Source organism: Alistipes indistinctus YIT 12060 (assembly GCF_025144995.1).
Lineage (GTDB): Bacteria > Bacteroidota > Bacteroidia > Bacteroidales > Rikenellaceae > Alistipes_A > Alistipes_A indistinctus.
This window is the reverse complement of record NZ_CP102250.1, coordinates 1,062,796-1,086,850: the sequence shown is the minus strand read 5'-3', so window position 1 is coordinate 1,086,850 and position 24,055 is coordinate 1,062,796. Positions and strand designations below refer to the sequence as shown.

16 protein-coding genes and 3 rRNA genes are annotated in these 24,055 nt (G+C 53.3%); 15 read left to right on the top strand and 4 right to left on the bottom strand.

Annotated features, from left to right (window positions below; all coding sequences use genetic code 11):
- Positions 1-286 precede the first annotated feature (286 nt).
- Positions 287-868 (bottom strand): superoxide dismutase, encoded by a 582-nt coding sequence (locus tag NQ495_RS04720; RefSeq protein ID WP_040294512.1) that lies wholly within the window; start codon positions 866-868, stop codon positions 287-289.
- Between the two features lie 313 nt (positions 869-1,181).
- On the opposite strand from NQ495_RS04720, the gene NQ495_RS04715 reads away from it, so the two are divergent.
- From NQ495_RS04715 to rrf, 10 genes are all read left to right on the top strand, one after another.
- Complete coding sequence (locus NQ495_RS04715; RefSeq protein WP_009134105.1) at positions 1,182-1,766, top strand: N-acetyltransferase; 585 nt, start codon at positions 1,182-1,184, stop codon at positions 1,764-1,766.
- Between the two features lie 125 nt (positions 1,767-1,891).
- A complete protein-coding gene (locus NQ495_RS04710; protein WP_009134106.1) occupies positions 1,892-3,091 on the top strand; it encodes an argininosuccinate synthase in 1,200 nt (399 codons plus the stop codon).
- Between the two features lie 31 nt (positions 3,092-3,122).
- Positions 3,123-4,109 (top strand): N-acetyl-gamma-glutamyl-phosphate reductase, encoded by a 987-nt coding sequence (gene argC / locus NQ495_RS04705; protein ID WP_009134107.1) that lies wholly within the window; start codon positions 3,123-3,125, stop codon positions 4,107-4,109.
- A gap of 95 nt (positions 4,110-4,204) precedes the next feature.
- Positions 4,205-5,341 (top strand): aspartate aminotransferase family protein, encoded by a 1,137-nt coding sequence (locus NQ495_RS04700; protein ID WP_009134108.1) that lies wholly within the window; start codon positions 4,205-4,207, stop codon positions 5,339-5,341.
- Positions 5,342-5,429: 88 nt separating this feature from the next.
- Positions 5,430-6,209, top strand: coding sequence for an acetylglutamate kinase (argB, locus tag NQ495_RS04695; RefSeq protein ID WP_009134109.1), 780 nt, complete (start codon positions 5,430-5,432; stop codon positions 6,207-6,209).
- A gap of 284 nt (positions 6,210-6,493) precedes the next feature.
- Positions 6,494-7,558, top strand: a complete 1,065-nt coding sequence (leuB, locus tag NQ495_RS04690; RefSeq protein ID WP_009134110.1) for a 3-isopropylmalate dehydrogenase — start codon at positions 6,494-6,496, stop codon at positions 7,556-7,558.
- 445 nt (positions 7,559-8,003) lie between these two features.
- Positions 8,004-9,389, top strand: a complete 1,386-nt coding sequence (gene mgtE, locus NQ495_RS04685) for a magnesium transporter (RefSeq protein ID WP_009134111.1) — start codon at positions 8,004-8,006, stop codon at positions 9,387-9,389.
- Between the two features lie 637 nt (positions 9,390-10,026).
- Positions 10,027-11,555, top strand: a 16S ribosomal RNA gene (locus NQ495_RS04680).
- Between the two features lie 206 nt (positions 11,556-11,761).
- A 23S ribosomal RNA gene (locus NQ495_RS04675) occupies positions 11,762-14,631 on the top strand.
- Positions 14,632-14,724: 93 nt separating this feature from the next.
- Positions 14,725-14,836 (top strand): 5S ribosomal RNA (rrf, locus tag NQ495_RS04670).
- The 16S, 23S and 5S rRNA genes sit together here, the layout of an rRNA operon.
- A gap of 298 nt (positions 14,837-15,134) precedes the next feature.
- Here the strand turns inward: rrf and araJ are convergent.
- Entirely contained in the window at positions 15,135-16,283 is a 1,149-nt protein-coding gene (araJ, locus tag NQ495_RS04665; RefSeq protein ID WP_009134113.1) for an MFS transporter AraJ, read from the bottom strand.
- A gap of 374 nt (positions 16,284-16,657) precedes the next feature.
- On the opposite strand from araJ, the gene NQ495_RS04660 reads away from it, so the two are divergent.
- Positions 16,658-16,972, top strand: coding sequence for a hypothetical protein (locus NQ495_RS04660; RefSeq protein ID WP_009134114.1), 315 nt, complete (start codon positions 16,658-16,660; stop codon positions 16,970-16,972).
- Positions 16,973-17,173: 201 nt separating this feature from the next.
- Here NQ495_RS04660 and NQ495_RS04655 read toward each other — a convergent pair whose 3' ends face one another.
- Both NQ495_RS04655 and NQ495_RS04650 read right to left on the bottom strand, forming a co-directional pair.
- On the bottom strand, positions 17,174-18,517 hold the full coding sequence (locus NQ495_RS04655; RefSeq protein ID WP_009134115.1) for a glucose-6-phosphate isomerase: 1,344 nt from the start codon (positions 18,515-18,517) through the stop codon (positions 17,174-17,176).
- A gap of 59 nt (positions 18,518-18,576) precedes the next feature.
- Positions 18,577-19,584: an NAD(P)H-dependent glycerol-3-phosphate dehydrogenase gene (locus NQ495_RS04650; protein ID WP_009134116.1), complete on the bottom strand. Its 1,008-nt coding sequence runs from the start codon at positions 19,582-19,584 to the stop codon at positions 18,577-18,579.
- A gap of 261 nt (positions 19,585-19,845) precedes the next feature.
- Between NQ495_RS04650 and purH the strand changes: the two genes are divergently transcribed.
- From purH to NQ495_RS04630, 4 genes are all read left to right on the top strand, one after another.
- Positions 19,846-21,366, top strand: a complete 1,521-nt coding sequence (purH, locus tag NQ495_RS04645) for a bifunctional phosphoribosylaminoimidazolecarboxamide formyltransferase/IMP cyclohydrolase (RefSeq protein WP_009134118.1) — start codon at positions 19,846-19,848, stop codon at positions 21,364-21,366.
- 7 nt (positions 21,367-21,373) lie between these two features.
- Positions 21,374-22,393, top strand: coding sequence for a rod shape-determining protein (locus NQ495_RS04640; protein WP_009134119.1), 1,020 nt, complete (start codon positions 21,374-21,376; stop codon positions 22,391-22,393).
- Between the two features lie 149 nt (positions 22,394-22,542).
- Positions 22,543-23,403 (top strand): rod shape-determining protein MreC, encoded by an 861-nt coding sequence (gene mreC, locus NQ495_RS04635; protein ID WP_009134120.1) that lies wholly within the window; start codon positions 22,543-22,545, stop codon positions 23,401-23,403.
- A gap of 87 nt (positions 23,404-23,490) precedes the next feature.
- Positions 23,491-24,018 carry a hypothetical protein gene (locus NQ495_RS04630; protein ID WP_009134121.1) on the top strand — a complete coding sequence of 176 codons (528 nt, stop codon included), beginning with the start codon at positions 23,491-23,493 and terminating at the stop codon, positions 24,016-24,018.
- Positions 24,019-24,055 lie beyond the last annotated feature (37 nt).

The following is a 24,055-nucleotide window of genomic DNA, read 5'->3' as shown; positions in this document are numbered from 1 at the left end:
CCCCTTCCTAAATCTTGTATTTATGGGGGTATCCTGATCAGAATGCTGTAGGGGTTGTAGTTTGACGGAATTTTTCTTGCTGTTTCCCGCAACGATGAACCGGGTATTGCCTGCGTTGCCGTATATTATGTCTTCCTGCAATAATTCGAGGCAGTCTGACCAGGGCTGATGTGAAACATGAAGAGGCGCTCGATTGAGCGCCTCTTGGCATTCGTCGCGTGGCCACTGTGTGTTCAGGTTTCGGACACAAGGGGTTGCGGCCCCCTGAACGGGCCACGCTATTGAGCTATTTTTTGAAGCGTTTTTCGATCACCTTCCAGTCGACGATGTCCCAGAAGTTCTTTACATAGTCGGCCCGGCGGTTGCGGTAGTCGATGTAATAGGAGTGCTCCCATACGTCGATGCCCAACAGCGGGATCAGCCCTTTTTTCAACGGATTGCCGGCATTCGATTCCGATACGATAACCAGTTTGCCGTCTTTATCTGCGGCCAGCCAGGTCCAACCCGATCCGAACAGGCCGATGGCGGCTTTGCCGAACTGCTCTTTGAAGGCGTCGAACGAACCGAAATCACGTTTGATCGCTTCGGCCAACGCTCCTTCGGGCGCCGATTTCGGCGTCGGGGAGAAGCTGTTGAAGAAGAATGCGTGGTTCCAGGCCTGCGCACCGTTGTTGTAAATCGGGCCGTCGGCCTTCACGCTGATCTCTTCCAGGGTCATATTCTCGTAAGGCGTCCCTTTGATCAGGTTGTTGAGGTTATCGATATAGGTTTGCAAATGCTTGCCGTAGTGGTATTCGAGAGTCTCTTTACTCATCTTCGGAGCGAGAGCGTCCATGGCGTAGGGGAGGGGAGGAAGTGTGTGTGTCATGATTAACAGCGTATTAATGATTAATAATAATGAATTCATAGCGGATTCGTTTTTATTGGGGATTGTTTCAATCAGAGAACAATTTCCATACCATTCCTCTCCGATTGTTGATCTTCCGGGGAAAGTTTTGTCGGATTGCCGATTGAATCCTGACACGAAAGGGTGAAGTTGTTTAAAATTTAATTTAACCCGCCCTTATGACCTATTCTGAGCTTTTTTTCATACTTTTGCAGTTCGTACGTGCCGAACAGCGACAAGGAGCCGCTGCCGTCCGTACATAAACAATTTCGTCGTTTAAATTTAGAGTGTTAGAATGAGTATCGAAGATTTCAATGTGTTGGTAGCCACGGAGGAGCACACTCCCTTCGCGCAGGCTATCTGCGATGAAATGGCCGAATCCGCCAAAGCCCGCGGCACTGGTATCGCCAAACGTACTCCCGAGTATGTAGCGAACAAGATGCGTGCCGGCAAGGCGGTGATTGCCTTTCACAAAGACGGAACCTGGGCCGGTTTCAGTTACATCGAGTCCTGGGGACATGGCGACTATGTCGCCAATTCGGGTTTGATTATCAATCCGAAATTCCGCAAGCTGGGTTTGGCCAAAGCCATCAAGACCGCGACATTTTTCCTGTCGCTCAAGATGTTCAAAGGTGCTAAGCTGTTCGGTCTGACCACCGGTTTGGCCGTGATGAAAATCAACAACGAACTGGGGTACCGCCCCGTAACTTTCTCGGAGCTGACCGATGACGACCAGTTCTGGAAAGGCTGCGAAAGCTGCGTGAACTATCCGATCCTGCAAAGCAAACAACGACGAAATTGCCTCTGCACAGCCATGCTTTTTGATCCCGCCCACGATGAAGTGAAAGTTCCCCGGCCCGCAGGGTTCGAGGAGGAGTAGCCTTCACCGCTGGAGATCGGAAGCCTTCCGGTTCGCATGTTGCGGCCGGGATGCAGGCTGTGAGAAGGAGGACCTCTTGATTTAAAAATTAGCAGGACAAGTTAGTAAGACAAAAAGTAACGAAAATGGAAAAGAAAAAAGTTGTATTGGCATTTAGCGGTGGGCTCGACACGTCCTACTGCGCAATATATCTGGCCAAGGAGATGGGCCTCGAGGTTCATGCCGCACTGGCCAACACCGGCGGCTTTTCGGCCGAGGAACTCGCGAAAATCGAGAAACGCGCCTACGATCTGGGCGTGAAGAGCTACGTAGCGCTCGATGTGACGCAGGACTATTACAATACGGCAATCAAATACATGATCTTCGGCAATGTGCTGAAAAATGCCACTTATCCGATTTCGGTCAGCTCCGAGCGTATGTCGCAGGCGACGGCCATTGCCAAATATGCCGAGCAGATCGGAGCCGATTACCTTTGCCACGGCAGTACGGGCGCCGGTAACGACCAGGTGCGTTTCGATATGGTGTTCAACATCATCGCACCGGAGATTGAAGTGATCGCGCTGATCCGCGAGAAACGCCTCAGCCGCGAAGAGGAGATCAGCTACCTGCGCTCGCACGGCGTCGATTTCGACTTTAAAAAGGCGGAATATTCGATCAACCAAGGCATTTGGGGCACGTCGGTAGGCGGCAAGGAGACGCTCACTTCGAGCGAGACGCTGCCCGAAGAGGCTTACCCCTCGCAGCTCAAGGAGAGCAAATCGCGCCGCATTACGCTGACTTTCGAGAAAGGGGAGTTCGTCGGTCTCGACGGCAAACGTTTCGACGATCGTATCGCGGCGATCCAGGCCTTGCAGGCCGTGGCCGCTCCCTATGCGATCGGCCGTGACATGCATGTGGGCGATACCATCATCGGTATCAAAGGCCGTGTAGGTTTCGAGGCTGCCGCCCCGATGATTATCATCAAAGCGCATCACATGCTCGAGAAACATACGCTGACCAAATGGCAGCTCTTCTGGAAAGACCAGATCGCCGCTTTCTACGGCAATTACCTGCACGAGGGGCAGTACTACGATCCGGTGATGCGAGACATGGAGGCCATGCTCGAGAGCAGCCAGCGCACGGTGAGCGGCGACGTGTACGTCGATCTGCATCCTTACCGTTTCGTGGTGGTCGGCATTAAGAGCGAGCACGACCTGATGAGCAATGCGTTCGGTGCTTACGGCGAAACGATGAGCGACTGGACCAGCGATGACGTCAAAGGTTTCGGTAAGATTTTCGGCAACCAGAACAAAATTTGGTACAAGGTCAACAAAGGAATGAAATAGGTAAATCATCCCTATACTTTAAAGTATACGCATGAAGAGAGTTAAAGTAGGCATCATAGGAGGTGCGGGATATACGGGTGGCGAAGCTATCCGTATTCTCGTCAATCACGACGGGGTGGAACTGGTGTTCGTGCACAGCAACTCCAATGCGGGCAATCTGCTCAGTGACGTGCATGCCGATCTGTTGGGCGATACGGATATGCGTTTCACCGGAGAGCTCGATTTTTCGGGCGTCGATGTGATTTTCCTCTGCGTCGGTCACGGCGATGCCCGTAAGTTCCTGGAAGCGAATCCTGTTCCGGCTTCGGTGCGGGTGATCGACCTGAGCCAGGATTTCCGCCTGGCTGCGGGCGCAGTGCTCGGGGAGCGGACATTCGTGTACGGCCTGCCCGAGATGAACCGTGAAAAAATACGCGAGGCGTGCAACATCGCAAATCCGGGTTGTTTCGCTACCTGCCTGCAACTGGGACTGCTGCCGCTGGCCGCAGCCGGGTTGCTCCGCAGTGATGTGCACATTTCGGCCGCTACCGGTTCGACCGGGGCTGGGCAGAAGCTGGCCGCCACGTCGCATTTCAGCTGGCGGGCCAATAACCTGTCTGTCTATAAGGCATTCGAGCACCAGCACCTGCGTGAGATCGGCGAAAGCATCCGCTCGTTGATGCCAGCTTTCGACAGTGCAATCGACTTCATTCCGTATCGCGGCGACTTTACGCGCGGGATTCTCGCGTCGATCTATACCGACTGCGATAGGCCGCTCGAGGAGATGGCCGCGCTGTATAAGGAGTATTACAAAGATGCCGCCTTTACGTTTGTGAGCGATAAGAATATCAATCTCAAACAGGTCGTCAACACCAACAAATGCCTGATCTCGCTGGAAAAGCACGGCGACAAGCTGCTGGTGGTGAGCGCGATCGACAACCTGCTCAAAGGTGCGTCGGGACAGGCGGTGCAGAACATGAATCTGATGTTTGGTTTGGATCAGCGCGCCGGCTTGCGATTGAAAGCGGCTGCGTTCTAAACCTGCGTCTGTGTGACAGGGTAGGCTGCATCGGAAAGTCTCCCGCGCTGGCGAGAAAAGAAATACCCGGTTTTCTCCTATAAAAACAGAGTACTATGAAAATGTTTGATGTATATCCCTTGTACGATATCAACATTGTGCGGGCCGAAGGCTCCTACGTGTGGGACGACAAGGGGACGAAATACCTCGATATGTACGGCGGTCACGCCGTGATTTCGATCGGCCACACCCATCCGCATTATGTGGAGATGGTGACCAACCAGCTGAAAAATATCGGATTTTATTCCAATTCCGTAATCATTGCGCAGCAGAAGGAGCTGGCCGAAAAACTCGGCCGCCTGTCGGGCAAAAGCGATTACCAGTTGTTCCTGTGTAACTCGGGAGCCGAGGCGAATGAAAACGCACTGAAACTGGCTTCGTTCTTCAACGGCAAGAAGAAGGTGATTGCGATGAAAGGCTCGTTCCATGGCCGGACTTCATTGGCGGTCGCAGCGACCGACAATCCGAACATCGTCGCTCCGGTTAACCAGACGGACAACGTGATTTTCGTTCCGCTGAACGATGAGCAGGCGCTCGAAGAGGCGTTCCTGGCCAACAAGGGCGAAATCTCTTCGGTGATTTTGGAGGGCATTCAGGGTGTGGGCGGTATTCGCGAGGCGAGCCGTTCGTTCCTGTGGAAAATCCGTTCGCTGTGTGACCAGCACGATGCCGTGTACATCGCCGACAGCGTGCAGTGCGGCTGCGCCCGGAGCGGACAGTACTATTCGCACGACTGGGCCGGAGTGTCTGCCGACATCTATTCGATGGCCAAGGGGATCGGCAACGGTTTCCCGATGGGAGCCATTTCGATCTCGCCGCGCATCGCGCCGAAATACGGCATGCTCGGGACCACCTTCGGCGGCAACCACCTGGCCTGTGCCGCAGCCATTGCCGTGGCCGACGTAATCGAGCAGGAGAATCTGATCGACAATGCGAAAAAGATGGGCGACTACCTGATCGCCGAGTTGCGCAAGCTTCCCAATATTAAAGAGGTGCGCGGCCGGGGCCTGATGATCGGTATCGAACTGTTCGAGGATGCGGCTCCGTTGCGCAAGAAACTGATCTACGACGAGCATATTTTTGTCGGTTCGTCGGGCAATAAGAACGTATTCCGGTTGCTGCCCGCGCTGAACATCACGCAGGCGCATGCCGATCAGTTGCTCACCTCGTTGCGCAAGTTATTGACAGTTTAATACCCGGAACAGGGAAACGGATTGTTCGTAACCGGTCGGTTTGGCGATTCAGCTCTTTGTAAACCGTTGAAATAATTGTAATTCCAGTATGTTGAAAGTCGTTAAGATCGGTGGAAACATTGTCGATAACCCGGAGAAACTCGATCGGTTCCTAGTCGATTTCGCATCGCTGCCCGAACCGAAGATTCTGGTTCACGGGGGCGGAAAAGTGGCTACGACCGTTGCGAAAGCCCTTGGGATCGAGACACAAATGGTCGGCGGCCGCCGGGTAACCGATGCCGAGACGCTTAAGGTTGTGACGATGGTGTATGCCGGACTTATCAACAAAACGATTGTCAGTAAGTTGCAGCAGGCTGGTTGTAACGCGGTGGGATTGAGCGGCGCGGACGGCGGATTCATCCGTTCGCAGCGTCGTAATCCGGTGCCGGTCGATTACGGCTGGGTGGGCGATCCGTTGCCGGATCGCTTCGGCCTACCGATGGCCCGTACGCTGATCGATGCGGGTTATACGGTCGTGGCCGCTCCGATTACGCTCGACGCTGCGGGCGAAGGATTGCTCAATACCAATGCCGACACGGTCGCACAGACGATTGCCGTCGGCATGTCCGGCGTTTATGACACGGAACTGGTCTACTGCTTCGAGAAGCGGGGCGTGTTGATGGATGTCGACGACGACAACAGCGTTATTCCTGAGATTACGCCGCAGCGTTTTGCCGAATTGAAAGCGGCGGGAGTTGTGGCCGACGGCATGCTGCCGAAGCTTGAAAATGCGTTCCGGGCCATTGACAACGGAGTTCGCAGCGTGGTGATTTGCAGTGCCGAGGCGCTGACGGAACCGGGCTACGGCGGAACCCGGTTGTGCCGGTGACGGGATGGGAGTCCGGGTGCGGGCAAGTATAAGTAGGCAGGTATAAGCGTAAAAAGGTACTGCGGAGGTATAGGGATGTGCCGCGTCATGGACCTTGCATGGAAATGAAGTGTTCCGGTTTCGGAACCGGTACCCCGACTTGGGCGGAAACCGGCCGGATTTTAGCGGATTTCGGATTATGGGGTTTGATGGCAGCTCTCCGGCACAAACCCGAACGTACAGAAATTAATGTAAATGGAGTAAGGCACCCCTGATGGGGTGCCTTATTTAAAATCATTGAGGAGATGAAATTGAAGATTGCTCTTTTGCCGGGAGACGGCATCGGCCCCGAGATCGTGGGCGAGGCGGTGAAGGTGCTCGACAGCGTCGCTGCCAAGTACGGCCATCAGTTCGAATACAGCAAGGCGTTGGTCGGCGCTTGTGCGATCGACGCGACGGGCGACCCGTATCCGGCCGAAACGCACGCCGTGTGCGAAGCGTCGGATGTGGTCCTGTTCGGTGCCATCGGCGATCCCAAATACGATAACAATCCTGCGGCGAAGGTGCGTCCCGAACAGGGATTGCTCCGTATGCGCAAGTCGCTCGGACTTTTTGCGAACCTTCGTCCGCTGGCGGTGTTCGATTCGCTGGCCGGGCGTTCTCCGCTCAAGACCGAAATTGTCAAGGGGGCCGATTTCATTTGCGTGCGTGAGCTGACCGGCGGCATGTATTTCGGCCGTCCGCAAGGACGCAGCGAAGACGGCAATACGGCGTACGATACCTGTGTCTATACGCGCGAGGAGATCGAGCGTATCCTGCACCTGGCTTTCGGGCTGGCCCGGGGACGCCGCAAAAAACTGACGCTGGTGGATAAAGCCAATGTGATTGCCACCTCCCGGCTGTGGCGCCAGATCGGCGGCGAGCTCGCCCCGCAGTATCCCGATGTCGAACTGGAATATATGTTCGTGGACAATGCCGCGATGCAGATCATTCAGCGCCCGACGCATTTCGATGTGATCGTTACCGAGAACCTGTTCGGCGACATCCTCACCGACGAAGCGAGCGTTATCAGCGGTTCGCTGGGCATGTTGCCGTCCGCGTCGGTCGGAGCGAAAGTCGCGCTGTTCGAGCCGATCCACGGCAGTTATCCGCAGGCTGCGGGAAAGAATATCGCCAATCCGATGGCGACGATCCTGTCGGCGGCGATGCTGCTGGAGCACGTCGGGCTGCAGCAGGAGGGCAAAGCGGTGCGCGATGCGGTGAATCAAGCTATCGAAGCCGGTGTCGTGACCGAGGACCTGGCAGCTGCCGGGGCGAAAGCCTGCTCGACGACGGAAGTGGGAGATTTTGTTGCAGGCCATATTGCCTGAGTCCGTCCGGGACTGTTATGGTACTAAGTCGTATTATTTATTCAGGCATACATATATAATATAAGTGTAGCGCATCCCCGCCATCCGGCAGGGATGCGTTTTTATAACTCTCATGTTTGGCCCGTTTGTGGGCTGTATAGATTCCGGCGGCGGGAAATTTCGAATAAACTTTTCGATCTTGGTTATTTTGTTCAAAAAGCCCGTGAGGGAGTCTCCCCGGAGGATTCATGCATTTCAGGATCCTTTTTTGCCGGATTTTTCCGGAAAAGCGCTATTTTTGCAGCAATCGAACGTGGGATCGGATGATCCCGCATTTCTCAGTCGAACTCAAAATTCAGTTATCATGGACGAAGGCCCTTATCCGAGTTGCAGAGGAAAAGTATTATTCACCTCTCTGTAAGGGGCCCTGCGGTCTCCTTGCAGGGATAAACTACAAGGAGATTGCATGATGAATGAAATCACCAATCGTTTTGAACAGCTCATCGAATCACGGAGCTGGAAAATTGCCAAGCAGGAACTGGCTACGCTGGAACCGTTCCAGATAGCCGAAATTATCGGCGCACTCTCGAAACCCGACCGGATACTTCTGTTCAGGCTTTTGTCACGTGAATCGGCCAAAGAGACTTTCAAACACCTTTCGTACGACGAGCAGGAAGAAATTATCGAAGGGCTGGCAGCCAATGTGGATAACGTGATCGGCCTGCTCAACGATCTCGATCCGGACGACCGTACCGCATTTTTCGAGGAGTTGCCGGGTAAAGTGAGCCAACGACTCGTACAGATGTTGTCGGCAGAAGAACGTGAAATCGCCACGCGGCTGTTAGGCTACCCCAAAGATAGTATCGGTCGGCTGATGACGCCGGAATACGTTGCCGTGAAACCTTATTATACCGTGGCGCAGGCGCTGGAGCACATCCGCCGTTTCGGGCGTGATTCCGAGACGCTCAATGTGATTTATGTGGTGGACGACAGTTGGAAGTTGGTCGACGACATCCACATCCGGGAAATTCTGCTGGCTTCTCCGGACCAGATCATAGCCGACTTGATCGACAGTCGTTTCATCGCGCTGAACGCTTATGACGACCAGGAGGTGGCCGGAGAGCTGTTCCGCAACCTGGACCGGGTGGCGCTTCCGGTAACCGACTCCGCCGGGACGCTGCTCGGCATCGTGACGATCGACGATGTGATGGATGTGGTACAGGAGGAGAACACCGAGGACTTCCAGAAATTCGGCGGTACGGAGGGGCTGGACCTCTCTTATACGAAGACGTCGCTGGCCGAACTGGTGAAAAAGCGGGCCGGCTGGCTCGTGATCCTGTTCCTGAGCGAAATGCTGACCGCTTCGGCGATGGGGCATTTCGACGAAGAAATTTCGAAAGCGGTAGTGCTCGCGCTGTTCGTTCCGCTGATCATCTCGAGCGGGGGCAACTCCGGTTCCCAGGCGGCGAGTCTCATCATCCGCGCGCTGGCCCTCGGGGAACTGAAGATGCGTAACTGGTGGTATGTGATGCGCAAAGAGCTGTTTTCCGGCGTGCTGTTGGGGGCGATCCTCGGGATTATCGGTTTTGTCCGGATATGGGTGTGGCAGGAGGCCGGCCTTTATGATTACGGGGAGTATTGGGTGTGGATCGGCCTGAGCGTCTCGGTGTCGTTGATATTTATCGTGCTGTGGGGAACACTCTCTGGATCGATGATTCCGTTCCTGCTTAAAAAAGTAGGGCTCGACCCGGCCACGGCTTCGGCACCGTTTGTCGCTACGCTGGTCGATGTAACCGGTCTGATCATCTATTTTACCATCGCCGCGCTCTTTCTCGGCGGCAAATTACTGTAGTCGGGGATGCCCGTCGCCAGATTTTTTACCGCTAAATTCAGCTGGTAATGAACCGAATTTAAGAATATTTTAAAAAATCTTTGTCCGTTTGGCAATAAAGTAAAATATGATTGCGTTCTTCTCTGGCACATGCGGCGGAAGAGGCTGCGGAAAAACATGGAACGGTAAGCCCTTGTTAAGTAGTTGGTTATCGTGATCGCTGGAAAATATTGGAAAAATAGTTTGCAGAATGTTTGGAAGTAACCGATAAAAGTCCATATATTTGCACCCGCTAAACGAGAGAAACACTATCGATAGCGACAGGTTCTTTACGGTAACGAAAAGTTTTTAACGAAAAGATTTGGTGGTTCCAAAAATCGTTCTTATCTTTGCAACCCGTTTCGCTCTCAGATTTTCGAGAGGGTGTAAAAAGGTTGAAAAAAATTGACGAAAAGATTTGGAAGTTTGAAAAACTCCACTTATCTTTGCACCCGCTAAGAGGTTAAGTCTTAGAGGTTTAGAAACGAAAGTTCTGTAATTTTTAGAATTAAAGTTCTTTGAAGTATTGAAGCAGCAAAGTTTATCCATCATCACTTCGGTGGTGATAGAAATAACAATACCTTTGAGTATAGCCAAGATATTTAACAAAACATTTTTTACAATGGAGAGTTTGATCCTGGCTCAGGATAAACGCTAGCGGCAGGCCTAACACATGCAAGTCGAGGGGCAGCGGGTGGAGTATTTCGGTACTCCTGCCGGCGACCGGCGCACGGGTGCGTAACGCGTATGCAACCTACCTTTAACAGGGGGATAATCCGAAGAAATTTGGTCTAATACCCCATAATATCATTTAAGGCATCTTAGATGGTTGAAAATTCCGATGGTTAGAGATGGGCATGCGTTGTATTAGCTAGTTGGTGAGGTAACGGCTCACCAAGGCTACGATACATAGGGGGACTGAGAGGTTTTCCCCCCACACTGGTACTGAGACACGGACCAGACTCCTACGGGAGGCAGCAGTGAGGAATATTGGTCAATGGACGCAAGTCTGAACCAGCCATGCCGCGTGCAGGATGAAGGTGCTATGCATTGTAAACTGCTTTTGTACGAGGGTAAATGCAGGTACGTGTACCTGTTTGAAAGTATCGTACGAATAAGGGTCGGCTAACTCCGTGCCAGCAGCCGCGGTAATACGGAGGACCCGAGCGTTATCCGGATTTATTGGGTTTAAAGGGTGCGTAGGCGGATTAGTAAGTTAGAGGTGAAAGCTCGATGCTCAACATCGAAATTGCCTCTGATACTGTTAGTCTAGAGTATAGTTGCGGAAGGCGGAATGTGTGGTGTAGCGGTGAAATGCTTAGATATCACACAGAACACCGATTGCGAAGGCAGCTTTCCAAGCTATTACTGACGCTGATGCACGAAAGCGTGGGGAGCGAACAGGATTAGATACCCTGGTAGTCCACGCCGTAAACGATGATAACTCGTTGCAGGCGATACACAGTCTGTGACTTAGCGAAAGCGTTAAGTTATCCACCTGGGGAGTACGTTCGCAAGAATGAAACTCAAAGGAATTGACGGGGGCCCGCACAAGCGGAGGAACATGTGGTTTAATTCGATGATACGCGAGGAACCTTACCCGGGCTTGAAAGTTAGCGACGGATCCTGAAAGGGGTCTTCTCTTCGGAGCGCGAAACTAGGTGCTGCATGGTTGTCGTCAGCTCGTGCCGTGAGGTGTCGGGTTAAGTCCCATAACGAGCGCAACCCCTACTGTTAGTTACCAGCACGTCAAGGTGGGCACTCTAGCAGGACTGCCGGTGTAAGCCGAGAGGAAGGTGGGGATGACGTCAAATCAGCACGGCCCTTACGTCCGGGGCGACACACGTGTTACAATGGTCGGTACAGAGGGTCGCTACCCCGTGAGGGGATGCCAATCTCGAAAGCCGATCTCAGTTCGGATTGGAGGCTGAAACTCGCCTCCATGAAGTTGGATTCGCTAGTAATCGCGCATCAGCCATGGCGCGGTGAATACGTTCCCGGGCCTTGTACACACCGCCCGTCAAGCCATGGGAGTTGGGGGTGCCTGAAGTACGTGACCGCAAGGAGCGTCCTAGGGCAAAACCGATGACTGGGGCTAAGTCGTAACAAGGTAGCCGTACCGGAAGGTGCGGCTGGAACACCTCCTTTCTGGAGCTTATTCATAAGGTATAGCTGCTTTATACTTCAAAGACTTTTTTTATAACAGTATCCGTTTGTGTTCACACACAAAGCGGTAGCGGAGCGAAACCGCAATACTGTCACGGTCAATGCGACCTGAAGTTCTTTGACAGATTTAAGGATGAGAAAGGGGGTTCCCCCGGGCGGTAACGAGCCGGTTTGGGGGGACACAAGAGAAGAAAGTAAGCAAGGGCGTACGGAGGATGCCTAGGCTTCTGGAGGCGAAGAAGGACGTGTTAAGCTGCGATAAGCTCCGGTGATTGGCAAAAACGAGTTAATCCGGAGATTTCCGAATGGGGCAACCCGGCAGGCAGAAGGCCTGTCACACCGAGAGGTGGGCAAACCCGCTGAACTGAAACATCTAAGTAGGCGGAGGAGGAGAAAGAAACATCGATTTCCTGAGTAGTGGCGAGCGAAAGGGAAACAGCCCAAACCTGTTTTGTTACGGCAGAGCAGGGGTTATAGGACTGCGACAACTCAATACCAACGAACGAGAATTAACTGGAAAGTTATACCATAGAGGGTGAAAGTCCCGTATTGGTAAGTTTGGTAAGCGGTAGCAGTATCCTGAGTATGGCGGGACACGAGGAATCCTGTCAGAATTCGCGGGGACCACCCCGTAAGGCTAAATACTCCCAGAAGACCGATAGTGGACCAGTACCGTGAGGGAAAGGTGAAAAGTACCCCGAACAGGGGAGTGAAAAAGACCCTGAAACCGTACGCTTACAACCTGTCGGAGCGGCTTCGTGCCGTGACGGCGTGCCTTTTGCATAATGAGCCTACGAGTTACTAATCACTAGCGAGGTTAAGGGCCATGAGGTCCGGAGCCGAAGCGAAAGCGAGTCTGAATAGGGCGTATAGTTAGTGGTTGTAGACGCGAAACCTTGCGATCTACCCATGAGCAGGATGAAGGTTGGGTAATACCAACTGGAGGTCCGAACCAGTTGACGTTGAAAAGTCTTTGGATGACTTGTGGGTAGGGGTGAAAGGCTAATCAAGCTGGGAAATAGCTCGTACTCCCCGAAATGCTTTTAGGAGCAGCGTTGAAATAATCTACTGGAGGTAGAGCTACTGATTGGATGCGGGGGCTTCACCGCCTACCAAATCCTGACAAACTCCGAATGCCAGTAGTATGATTTTCAGCAGTGAGCCGTCGGGTGCTAATGTCCGGCGACAAAAGAGGAACAACTCAGACCATCAGCTAAGGCCCCCAAACATACACTAAGTTGAACTAACGATGTGCGACTGCAGCGACAGCTAGGATGTTAGCTTGGAAGCAGCTATTCATTTAAAGAGTGCGTAACAGCTCACTAGTCGAGCGGTTGTGCGTGGATAATAAACGGGCATCAAGTGTATTGCCGAAGCTATGGGATCGAAAGATCGGTAGGGGAGCATTCCATCGACGCAGAAGCCGGATCGTAAGGTCCGGTGGAGTTTATGGAAAAGCAAATGTAGGCATAAGTAACGATAAGGCGGGAGAGTAACCCGCCCACCGCAAGACCAAGGTTTCCTGATCAACGTTAATCGGATCAGGGTTAGTCGGGACCTAAGGGTAAGCCGAAAGGTGATCTCGATGGACAATCGGTTAATATTCCGATACTAGCATATACTGCGACGGAGGGACGGAGAAGCGTAAGCTACGCGAACAGACGGAATTGTTCGTTAAAGGGTGTAGGTATATCGAGGAGTTAATAGCTTTTTGATGCTGAAACCTGACAGTACCAAGCGGCTACGGCCAATTGGATAGTTAGCCCAAGCAAGCTTCCGAGAAAAACTTCTAAGCTTCAGGTATATGGTACCCGTACCGTAAACCGACACAGGTGGTCGAGGAGAGTATCCTAAGGTGCTTGAGTGAATCACGGATAAGGAACTAGGCAAATTAACCCCGTAACTTCGGGATAAGGGGTCCCCACGCCAGTGGGGCGCAGCGAAGAGGTCCAGGCAACTGTTTAACAAAAACACAGGGCTCTGCTAATTCGAAAGAAGAAGTATAGGGCCTGACACCTGCCCGGTGCTGGAAGGTTAAGAGGGGATGTTATCGCAAGAGAAGCATTGAATCGAAGCCCCAGTAAACGGCGGCCGTAACTATAACGGTCCTAAGGTAGCGAAATTCCTTGTCGGGTAAGTTCCGACCTGCACGAATGGTGTAATGATCTGGACACTGTCTCGTCCGTGAGCTCAGTGAAATTGTAGTCCCGGTGAAGATGCCGGGTACCCGCAACGGGACGAAAAGACCCCGTGAACCTTTACTATAGCTTAACGCTGAATTTGGGTGCATGATGTGTAGGATAGGCAGGAGACTATGAAGCGGTGCCGCCAGGTATCGTGGAGTCGACGTTGAAATACTGCCCTTTATGTATTTGAATTCTAACCCCGTGAGGGGGACACCGTTTGGTGGGTAGTTTGACTGGGGTGGTCGCCTCCAAAAGCGTAACGGAGGCTTCCCAAGGTACCCTCAGCACGATTGGTAACCGTGCGCAGAGTGCAATAGCATAAGGGTGCTTGACTGTGAGACATACAAGTCGACCAGGTGCGAAAGCAGGGTATAGTGATCCGGTGGTTCTGTGTGGACTGGCCATCGCTCAAAGGATAAAAGGTACTCCGGGGATAACAGGCTGATCGCCGCCAAGAGCTCATATCGACGCGGCGGTTTGGCACCTCGATGTCGGCTCGTCACATCCTGGGGCTGGAGAAGGTCCCAAGGGTTCGGCTGTTCGCCGATTAAAGTGGCACGCGAGCTGGGTTCAGAACGTCGTGAGACAGTTCGGTCTCTATCTGTTGCGGGCGTAGGAAATTTGAGGGGTCCTGACCTTAGTACGAGAGGACCGGGTTGGACGAACCTCTGGTGTATCAGTTATGCCGCCAGGTGTACTGCTGAGTAGCCATGTTCGGATTGGATAAGTGCTGAAAGCATCTAAGCACGAAGCCTTCCCCAAGATGAGATTTCCCTTGAGGGTCGTAGGAGACTACTACGTTGATAGGCCACAGGTGTATAGGCAGTGATGTCACAGCCGAGTGGTACTAATTGCCCGAAAGGCTTTCTTCCAAGAGGGCCCTTTTCTCATCCTGAATCGTCAAATACCGTTAGCGGTATTTGAGTCAGGAACTTTACGATAAATCAGAGTGATCTGGTATAGATTTAGGTGGTTATAGCAATGGGGTTCCACCTCTTCCCATTCCGAACAGAGAAGTTAAGCCCATTCACGCCGATGGTACTGCAGTTTTTGTGGGAGAGTAGGTAACCGCCACTTTAAGGAGCGATTCTTTCGAATCGCTCCTTTTTTGTTTGGATTAAACGAAAAGGTAATCTTGAAGGCTCGTAGCAGACTGGAGTAATCGACTTCACGTTCCGAAGGAGGAGGCCGGATGGCGCATTCCTCTTCTGATGTATACTCAAAAGCAGCGCATATCTGTAGATCTCATGCTGTGTGAAACAAGGGGATAGTAGTGCAAACGTCAAGACTGTACAGGCACAGGACGAAATACCGTGTTATGAGATGAGCGTGAATGTTGTGAATAAAAATAGGCGGAGTGCTGCCGGCAGCGTATTTATGAATGATATTGCGATTCGTATTTCTTATAGTATCGTGTAAGGAGGATAAAACTGACCAAGGCAAAGGGTACCCCTATCAGGGCGGGGTATTGATACCCCCAGTGCAGAACCTTTCCTCCGCAGTAGGCTCCGATAGCGTTTCCGAGGTTGAAGGCGACCTGTACGCAGGCAGCTCCGAACATTTCTCCCCCTGCCGCAACCCGGATGATGGAGACCTGTTCCGGACTCGACACGGCGAACAGGCAGGCTGTACAGGAGGCCATCAATAACGCGGCGCACCAGGGATGCGGCGCCAGGAAAAAAATCAGTAATAGAATGATGCAGATCATGCCTTGTACCGTTGCTCCGACCCTGCCGGGCGTATAGCGATCGGAGAGGCGTCCGCTCGTCAAATTCCCGACGACCATCCCGAAGCCGGCCAGCATCATCAATGCCGTCATACTGGCCGGAGAAAAGCCGGAAATATGGATCAGCATCGGCGTTACATAGCTGTACCAACAGAAGACGCCTCCGTTTCCGAGTGCCGTGGCACCCAGGATTAGCCATGGAGCGGGCTTTCTCAGGAACCGGAATTGCCCTTTGAACCCGGTATCCTTAACTCCCTTTACGTGGGGAACCCATCGCCAGATGTAGTAGAGCATGACCAAACCCCAGCAACCGACGATCAGGAATGTCACGCGCCAGGAGATCATCGCACTGAGCGAAGTACCCAGTGGAACTCCGAAAAGGTTGGCGACGGTCATTCCGGCAATCATGATCGAGACGGCCTCGGAACCTTTCCCTTTGTCGGCCAGTTTTTCAGCTACTATGGATGCGACTCCGAAATAGGCCCCGTGGGGTAAGCCCGAAATAAAGCGTGCGGAGAGTAGAGTCCAATAACCGGATGCTGCGGTTGCAAATAGATTTCCTGCGATTACTACGCTGACCAGGGCCAGCAGTATGTGTTTCAATGGGAAACGCCGGGCGAGAATAAGTGCAGGTGCGCCGCAGCAAACACCCAATGCGTAAGCCGAGATAAAATGTCCCGCCTGTTCGATGCTGATGTGCAGGTTTGCGGCGACATCAGGCAGGATTCCCATCATGACGAATTCGGCGATTCCTAATCCCAAAGTCCCGAATGCCAAAGCGAGCAAACTTTTCTTCATAACGACTGTGTTTCGCTACAGACGATCCCCGACGGAACGAAGCCTGTCCCGTTGCGATCGAAAACGGTTCGTGAGGGCAACTGCAACTGTTCCCCCGGAGCGTCGACCCGGTGTCTGGTTTGCGGATCGGGAAGTCCGCAAATATAGAAAACCTGACATTGAAGTCGAACAAACGAGCCGTTTTTTTTGTATGCAGAAAACGGTTTGCGACGAATCACGTTCTATTTTCGCAAGAAACAGACCCGATGTGTTGGATTTTTCAGTCGATATGTTTATTTTAGTTCTTATATTACGGGAAAGTCTCCCGCTTATTGTGATGCAAGCGATACGGTTGCTTGCTGTTTTGGGTATTGTCCTACTTAAATTTTCTGATTATGGAAGTCATTCAACCCAACAACGAACCGACAACTTCGGGTAATCCGACCATTATTGTCAATCAGCCTGTTCCCAAGTCGAACGGAATGGGGACGGCCGGGTTCGTATTAGCCCTGCTGGCCCTGTTTCTCGGTTGGGTTCCGGTAGTCGGCTGGATCTTGTGGGTATTGGGCCTGATTTTTTCCTGCGTCGGTGTGTTCCGGACACCGAAAGGACTGGCTATTGCGGGACTGATCATCTCTTTGCTGGGCGTCATCTTGTTGCTATTTGTGTTTGCCGGCTTGTTCGCCGCCGCTGCGGTATCGGCAATCTGATCGCGTTTTTGTATGCCGTGAAGCTTTCCCCGTGAAGCAAACGGTCGGCAAGAAAATAAGAAAAGAGGATAGGCGGGGGAAGGTGTGTGTCAATAAAGGTCACCGGTTCATTTTCGACGATATGAAAAAGCTGGACGGGGTCTCCCATCCAGCTTTTCTGTTCGTTCAGGTAGGTGTCCGGAATTTTGACACGCCCAATGTTTACAGCCGTTTGCGCAACTCTTCGCCGGCCTCTTCGTAACCGGGTTTGCCCAGCAGCGCGAACATATTTTTCTTGTAAGCCTCTACGCCCGGTTGGTCGAACGGATTGACGCCGAGTGCATAACCGCTGATGCCGCAGGCTTTCTCGAAGAAGTAGAGCAGGCCGCCGATGTAGTATTCGTTGATTTCAGGAATTTCGATGCGGATGTTGGGTACGCCGCCGTCGAAGTGGGCGAGCAGGGTTCCCATCTCGGCCATCCGGTTCACTTCGCTGATGCGTTTGCCCGCGAGGAAATTCAGCCCGTCGAGGTTGTCCTTGTCTTTTTCGATCACCACTTTGTGCTTGGGCTTCGTGACGCTGATAACCGTCTCCATCAGCGTGCGTTCGCCCTGCTGGATATATTGGCCCATCGAGTGCAGGTCGGCGGTCAGCGTGACGCTGGCCGGGAAGATACCCTTGCCGTCTTTGCCTTCGCTTTCGCCGTAAAGCTGTTTCCACCATTCGGCCACGTAAAGCAGTTTCGGATCGTAGCTGGCCAGGATCTCGATCTTCTTGCCGGCACGGTACAGTGCGGTACGGGCGGCAGCGTAGATCATCGCCGGATTCTTTTCAAACGGGACATCCGTGCCCGTGGCTTTCTCCATATCCCTGGCGCCGCGTACCAGCTCGTCGACATTGATACCTGCCGCAGCGAGCGGCAGCAAGCCGACCGGAGTCAGCACCGAATAGCGGCCGCCGATATTGTCGGGAATCACGAACGTCTCATAGCCTTCGTTGGTCGCCAGCGTCCGTAGTGCGCCGCGTGCGGCGTCCGTAATGGCTACGATGCGCTTGGCAGCGCCTTCGGCGCCGTAACGACTCTCGATCTCGTTTTTGATCAGGCGGAAAGCGACGGCCGGTTCGGTCGTGGTACCCGATTTCGAAATGACGATTGCGGCGATCTTGTAGGAACGGGTGCCTTCGAGCAACTCGTACAGGTAGTCTTCGCTCAGGTTCTGTCCGGCGAACAGGACGATCGGTTTTTCCTGCTTGTTGCGCAACAGCTGGAACGGATCGCTCAACGCTTCGAGGACGGCCTTGGCTCCGAGATAGGAACCGCCGATACCGATCACGAGGATTACGTCGGCCAGTGAAGCGAGATTGTCCGCGCATTTGCGGATCGTTTTCAACTCTTCGGAGGTGATCGATTCGGGCAGGTTGACCCAGCCCAAGAAGTCGCTTCCTTTGCCGCTGCCGTCCTGCAGCATGCGGTTGCCCTGTTCCATTTCGCCTTTCAGTGCGGCTACATCGGCGGCGCTTACGGTGCCGTAGATTTTGTCGATGTTGATCGAAAGAATACTCATAACGTTAACAATTTATACGTGGAGGCACGTTGATGCCTTTTGTTCTTTTGGATGGTTAATTAAATCAGGTGTCCGGTCAGTTTCGCGATAAGCGGACCCGGTTTTTCGCTGTCGTACAAAATGCGGTGGACCGTTTCGGCGATCGGCATCTCGACGTCGAATTTCTTGTTGATCTGTGTGATGCATTCGCTCGCGTAGTAACCTTCGGCTACCATGTTCATCTCCATCTGCGCCGATTGTACCGGGTAGCCTTTGCCGATCATCAGTCCGAACCGGCGGTTGCGGCTGAATTGGGAGTAGGAAGTTACCAGCAGGTCGCCCAGGTAGGCCGATGCGAAAGTGTTTCGCTCGGCCGGGTAGGTCTGTTCCATAAAACGAGACATCTCCATGGCACTGTTGGCGATCAGTACCGCGAGGAAATTGTCGCCGTAACTGAGGCCGACGCAGATACCTACCGCGATGGCATAGATGTTTTTCAGAACCGAAGCATATTCCGTACCGTAAATATCGGTCGAATGGCTGACGTTGATGTACGAGGTGCCGATCTTTTCACCGAGGGAGAGCGAATTTTCCATCTCTTTGCAGACCACGGTCAGGTAAGAGAGCCGCTCGAGGGCCACCTCTTCGGCGTGGCACGGTCCGCTGATGATGCCCAGTTGGTCGAACGGGACGCCGTAGCGGCGGTTGACGTATTCGGTGACGGTCACGTAATCCTCCGGCACGATGCCTTTGATCGCCGAGATGACGAATTTGTCCTGCAACGATACCGTCAACGGCTCGAGGGTCGTTTTCAGGTAGACGGACGGCACGGCCAGGATCAGCACGTCGGCTTCGGAAACGACCGTGTTGATGTCGTCCGAAAGTTTCAGGTTGTTCGTGTAGAAATGCACGTCGCGCAGGTAACGCGGATTGGTTTTGTGCTGGCGGATATGCTCCAGCACTTCGTTGTTGCGGATGTACCAGCCGACGGCCGATTCGTTCTCGAGGAGGATTTTGACCAGCGCGGTAGCCCAGCTGCCGTAGCCAATTACTGCGCAACGCGCCTGTCTGTCAATTTTATAGGTCATAACCGGATTGAAATCGAAAAACAAATTTAAGAATTTTTAAATAGTATTCCGCGCTTTGTCCTGAAATTGTTTCCGCTCCCGGGTTGCGGTACGATCGGTTTTCTGTGGATCGCTGTGCCCGGAGGAGCGATTTGTGAGGCGGTTACCCGATCCTGCGTAAAAATCGAGGGAAATGTCGCGGAAAATCATTAGGGAAAATCTCTTTTTTGTTATCTTTGTAGCTTACTAGGAAAAGTATATTCAAATTTAAATTCGCAGAAGGTGAAAAAGATCAAAAGCGCGCTGATTTCAGTCTATTACAAGGATGGTTTGGAACCGATCGTCCGTCGGCTGGCCGCCGACGGCGTGAAAATATATTCGACGGGGGGGACCCTCTCTTTCATCGAGGGGCTGGGCCTCGCAGCCACGGCCGTGGAGGACCTGACGGGCTATCCATCGATCCTGGGCGGACGTGTCAAGACGCTTCACCCCAAAGTGTTCGGCGGTATTCTGGCGCGCCGGGACAACGCTCAGGACGGCCAGCAGATGGGACAGTACGAAATTCCGGAAATCGATCTGGTGATCGTGGACCTCTATCCGTTCGAACAGACGGTTGCTTCGGGAGCCGAAGAGCAGGCGATCATCGAGAAAATCGACATCGGAGGCATTTCGCTGATCCGGGCGGCTGCCAAGAATTTTAAGGACGTGGTGATCGTTCCGTCGGTCGACCAGTATGCCGAATTGCTCGAGATCATCACTTCACAGCAGTGCTCCACGACCCTCGAGCAGCGCCGCCGTTTCGCCGCTTACGCATTCAACGTCAGCTCGCACTACGATGCGGCGATCTTCAACTATTTCAACCTTCAGGAGCAGTTGTCCGTCTTCAAGCGCAGTTTTGCGAACGGCACCGTGCTCCGTTACGGCGAGAATCCGCACCAGAACGCTACTTTCTTCGGCGACATCGACCGGATGTTCGACAAACTCAACGGCAAGGATATCTCTTATAACAACATGCTCGATATAGACGCTGCGATCAACCTGATCGAAGAGTTCACCGAGCCCACTTTCGCAATCCTCAAACACAACAACGCCTGCGGCGTCGCTACGCGTCCGACGCTGCTCGAGGCTTGGAAGGATGCGCTCTCCGGCGATCCCGTTTCGGCATTCGGCGGAGTGCTGATCTGCAACCGCGAGGTCGATGCGGCAACGGCCGAAGAGATCAATAAGCTCTTCTTCGAGGTGATCCTCGCCCCGGCTTACAGCGCCGAAGCGCTCGAAATCCTGAAAAGCAAAAAGAACCGGATTATCCTACTGCTCAAGGATACGACCCGTTGCAACAAACAGTTCCGTTCGCTGCTCAACGGCGTGGCCGTGCAGGACCGCGACCTGAAGGTCGGGGGCATCGACGGCGAAGTGCGCAGCGTAACCGAAAAGCAGGTGACCGACGAACAGATGGCCGACCTGATCTTCGCCAACAAGCTGGTGAAGCAGTCGAAGAGCAACGCGATCGTTTTCGCTAAAAACGGCATGCTGCTGGCAAGCGGTATCGGCCAGACCTCCCGTGTGGACGCCCTCAAGCAGGCGGTGGCCAAGGCACACAGTTTCGGCTTCGACCTCAAGGGTGCGGTGATGGCTTCGGATGCTTTCTTCCCGTTCTCGGATTGTGTCGAACTGGCGCATGAGGCGGGTGTGAATGCCGTAATCGCTCCGGGCGGATCGATCCGCGACCAGGAGAGCATCGACTATTGCAATGCGAACGGGATGGCGATGGTATTTACCGGACTGAGACATTTCAAACACTAGAAACGATATGGGGCTGTTTTCTCTGACACAGGAGTTGGCTATCGACTTGGGTACGGCCAACACGATTATCATAAACAACGGCAAGATCGTCGTTGACGAGCCTTCGATCGTAGCGCTCGACCAGCATTCGGGCAAATTGGTGGCTATCGGCAAGCAGGCGCGCCAGATGCATGGCAAGACGCATCAGAACATCCGTACGATCCGTCCGCTGAAAGACGGCGTGATCGCCGATTTCAACGCCGCCGAACTGATGCTCCGTGGGCTGATCAAGATGGTTAAAAGCAGTGGGCGGCTTTTCAGCCCGTCGCTGAAGATGGTTATTTCGATTCCGTCGGGCAGCACGAACGTCGAGATTCGCGCGGTGCGCGACTCGGCCGAGCATGCCGGCGGCCGCGAGGTCTATATGATTTACGAACCGATGGCTGCGGCGCTGGGCGCCGGGTTGGACGTCGAAGCTCCCGAGGGCCACATGGTGGTGGATATCGGAGGCGGTACGACCGAGATCGCCTGTATTTCGCTGGGCGGTATCGTCTGCAGCGAAAGCATCAACGTGGCCGGCGACGTTTTTACCGAAGATATCCAGACCTACATTCGCCAGCAGCATAACATGCGTATCGGCGAACGGACGGCCGAAGATATCAAGATCGCCGTAGGTGCAGCGTTGTCGGAACTGGACGAAGAGCCGGAAGATTTCGAAGTGACCGGGCCGAATATCCTCACTTCGCTGCCTTCGGTGCTGTCAATCTCGTACAGCGAAATGGCCTATGCCCTTGAAAAGTCGCTCGTGAAGATCGATGCCGCGATTATGAAGGTATTGGAGATGATTCCTCCCGAACTGTATGCCGACATCGCCAAGAAAGGCGTTTACCTCGCGGGTGGCGGTGCGCTGCTCAAAGGGCTCGACCGCCGGTTGTATGAAAAAACCAACATTCCGTTCCATGTGGCTGACGACCCGTTGCGGGCGGTGGCGCGCGGTACGGGCATCGCGCTGAAAAATATCGGCCGTTTCTCGTTCCTGATGAAATAAACGCGTTTGGAAAAGTCCGCCCTGCCCCTGAGGGGATTGTCGTCTCGGCCGATACTTTATTCGGATGGGGGATGCGGAACGGACGGAGCGCTCCCGGCGGGTTTGGTGCGGGGGCGGTGCGAGGTCACAGAATTTAGAGATTTTGCCGGATGATCAAGTTTTTCCTGTTCATAAAGAAAATTCATTTCCTGCTGCTGTTCATCCTGCTGGAATCGTTGGCCATCCACTATTATGCGAACAGTACGAGCTATACAAAAGTAAAACTGGTTACCGCCTCCAACTATGTTGTGGGCGGTATCTATTCGCAGATTGCCGGACTGAACAGCTATTTCCACCTGCGCCGCGAGAACCAGGCGCTCGCCCGGGAACTGGCCGAGCTGCGCAACCGGATGGACGGTATCCGGATTCCGCTTTCGGCGGCCGATTCGACTGCCCTTGCTACCGGCGATTCCTCCGTGATTTTTAATGGCGGCGTACGGCAGTATGAGTATTTCAGTGCGAAGGTGGTCAATAATTCGATCACACGGCAGGAGAATTACATCGCGCTGAACCGCGGAGCCGACGACGGACTGATGCCCGACATGGCGTTGATCTCCGACGGCGGGATCGTGGGTTACGTGCTCGGATGCTCCGACCACTTTGCAGTCTGCATGTCGGTGCTGAACCGCAATTTTAAGACCAGCGGCCGGATCAAGGGAACCGACTATTTCGGTTCGGTTTTCTGGGACGGCAGCAGTTATGAGCACGTGACGCTTTCCGAGGTGCCGAAGTATGCACCGCTCCAGGTGGGCGATACGATCGTAACGACCGATTATTCGACGATTTTCCCCCCGGATGTGCTCATCGGCACGGTCGAGAGTTTTTCGCTGCACAATGCGACTTTTTACAACGTCAAGGTGAAACTGCACAGTAATATCGCGGCACTGGGCAATGTGTTGGCGGTGAAATACCTCGATGCCGGCGAACGCAATGCGCTGGAAGAGAGCGTTACTAATCCGAGCATTTATTGATTCGCCGCAACGGGGCCGGGCGCCCCGCAAAATACAGCTCGCAAAAAATATCAGGGGGAGCCGAAGCTCCCGAAAATATACGGCCACATGTATCGTTTACTTGAATACGGCATCCTTTTTTTCGTGATGGTGATCCTGCAGGTGTTTCTTTTCAGCCGCATCGGGATCAGTATCTATGTCAATCCGTTGGTCTATATCGCATTCCTCATCCTATTGCCGATGGAGATTGCCGGAGCCCTGCTGTTGGTGCTGGGCATGGTATTGGGCATGACGGTCGATTTTTTTATGGGAACGGCCGGGATCAACACGATTGCGACGTTGTTCGCCGCTTTTTGCCGTCCGGCGGTTCTGACGTTGCTCGTGGGCAAGGACGAGGTGAAGGAAGGGGGCGTGCCGAACGTTAACCGCATCGGCTTGAAGCGTTTTTTGCGCTATGCCGGTGTGATCGTGCTGTTGCACGGTACGGTGTTTTTTGTGCTGGAATCCCTGACCTGGAGTTTCTTTTACCTGACCTTGTTACGGATCATATGCAGTTCGGTCATAACCTTATTGTTGGTCTATTTCTGCCAGAAACTTTTTGCAGTGAACCGGCAGGGAGGGTACGGAGAAATATAAATGCAGATATAAGTTCGGGAGATATTGGTGCTGTCGG

Bases quoted from the DNA above. Each gene is read 5' to 3' on its own strand.
- NQ495_RS04720 (WP_040294512.1), bottom strand. From the start codon at position 868: ATGACACACACACTTCCTCCCCTCCCCTACGCCATGGACGCTCTCGCT.
- NQ495_RS04715 (WP_009134105.1), top strand. From the start codon at position 1,182: ATGAGTATCGAAGATTTCAATGTGTTGGTAGCCACGGAGGAGCACACT.
- NQ495_RS04710 (WP_009134106.1), top strand. From the start codon at position 1,892: ATGGAAAAGAAAAAAGTTGTATTGGCATTTAGCGGTGGGCTCGACACG.
- argC (WP_009134107.1), top strand. From the start codon at position 3,123: ATGAAGAGAGTTAAAGTAGGCATCATAGGAGGTGCGGGATATACGGGT.
- NQ495_RS04700 (WP_009134108.1), top strand. From the start codon at position 4,205: ATGAAAATGTTTGATGTATATCCCTTGTACGATATCAACATTGTGCGG.
- argB (WP_009134109.1), top strand. From the start codon at position 5,430: ATGTTGAAAGTCGTTAAGATCGGTGGAAACATTGTCGATAACCCGGAG.
- leuB (WP_009134110.1), top strand. From the start codon at position 6,494: ATGAAATTGAAGATTGCTCTTTTGCCGGGAGACGGCATCGGCCCCGAG.
- mgtE (WP_009134111.1), top strand. From the start codon at position 8,004: ATGATGAATGAAATCACCAATCGTTTTGAACAGCTCATCGAATCACGG.
- araJ (WP_009134113.1), bottom strand. From the start codon at position 16,283: ATGAAGAAAAGTTTGCTCGCTTTGGCATTCGGGACTTTGGGATTAGGA.
- NQ495_RS04660 (WP_009134114.1), top strand. From the start codon at position 16,658: ATGGAAGTCATTCAACCCAACAACGAACCGACAACTTCGGGTAATCCG.
- NQ495_RS04655 (WP_009134115.1), bottom strand. From the start codon at position 18,517: ATGAGTATTCTTTCGATCAACATCGACAAAATCTACGGCACCGTAAGC.
- NQ495_RS04650 (WP_009134116.1), bottom strand. From the start codon at position 19,584: ATGACCTATAAAATTGACAGACAGGCGCGTTGCGCAGTAATTGGCTAC.
- NQ495_RS04640 (WP_009134119.1), top strand. From the start codon at position 21,374: ATGGGGCTGTTTTCTCTGACACAGGAGTTGGCTATCGACTTGGGTACG.
- mreC (WP_009134120.1), top strand. From the start codon at position 22,543: ATGATCAAGTTTTTCCTGTTCATAAAGAAAATTCATTTCCTGCTGCTG.
- NQ495_RS04630 (WP_009134121.1), top strand. From the start codon at position 23,491: ATGTATCGTTTACTTGAATACGGCATCCTTTTTTTCGTGATGGTGATC.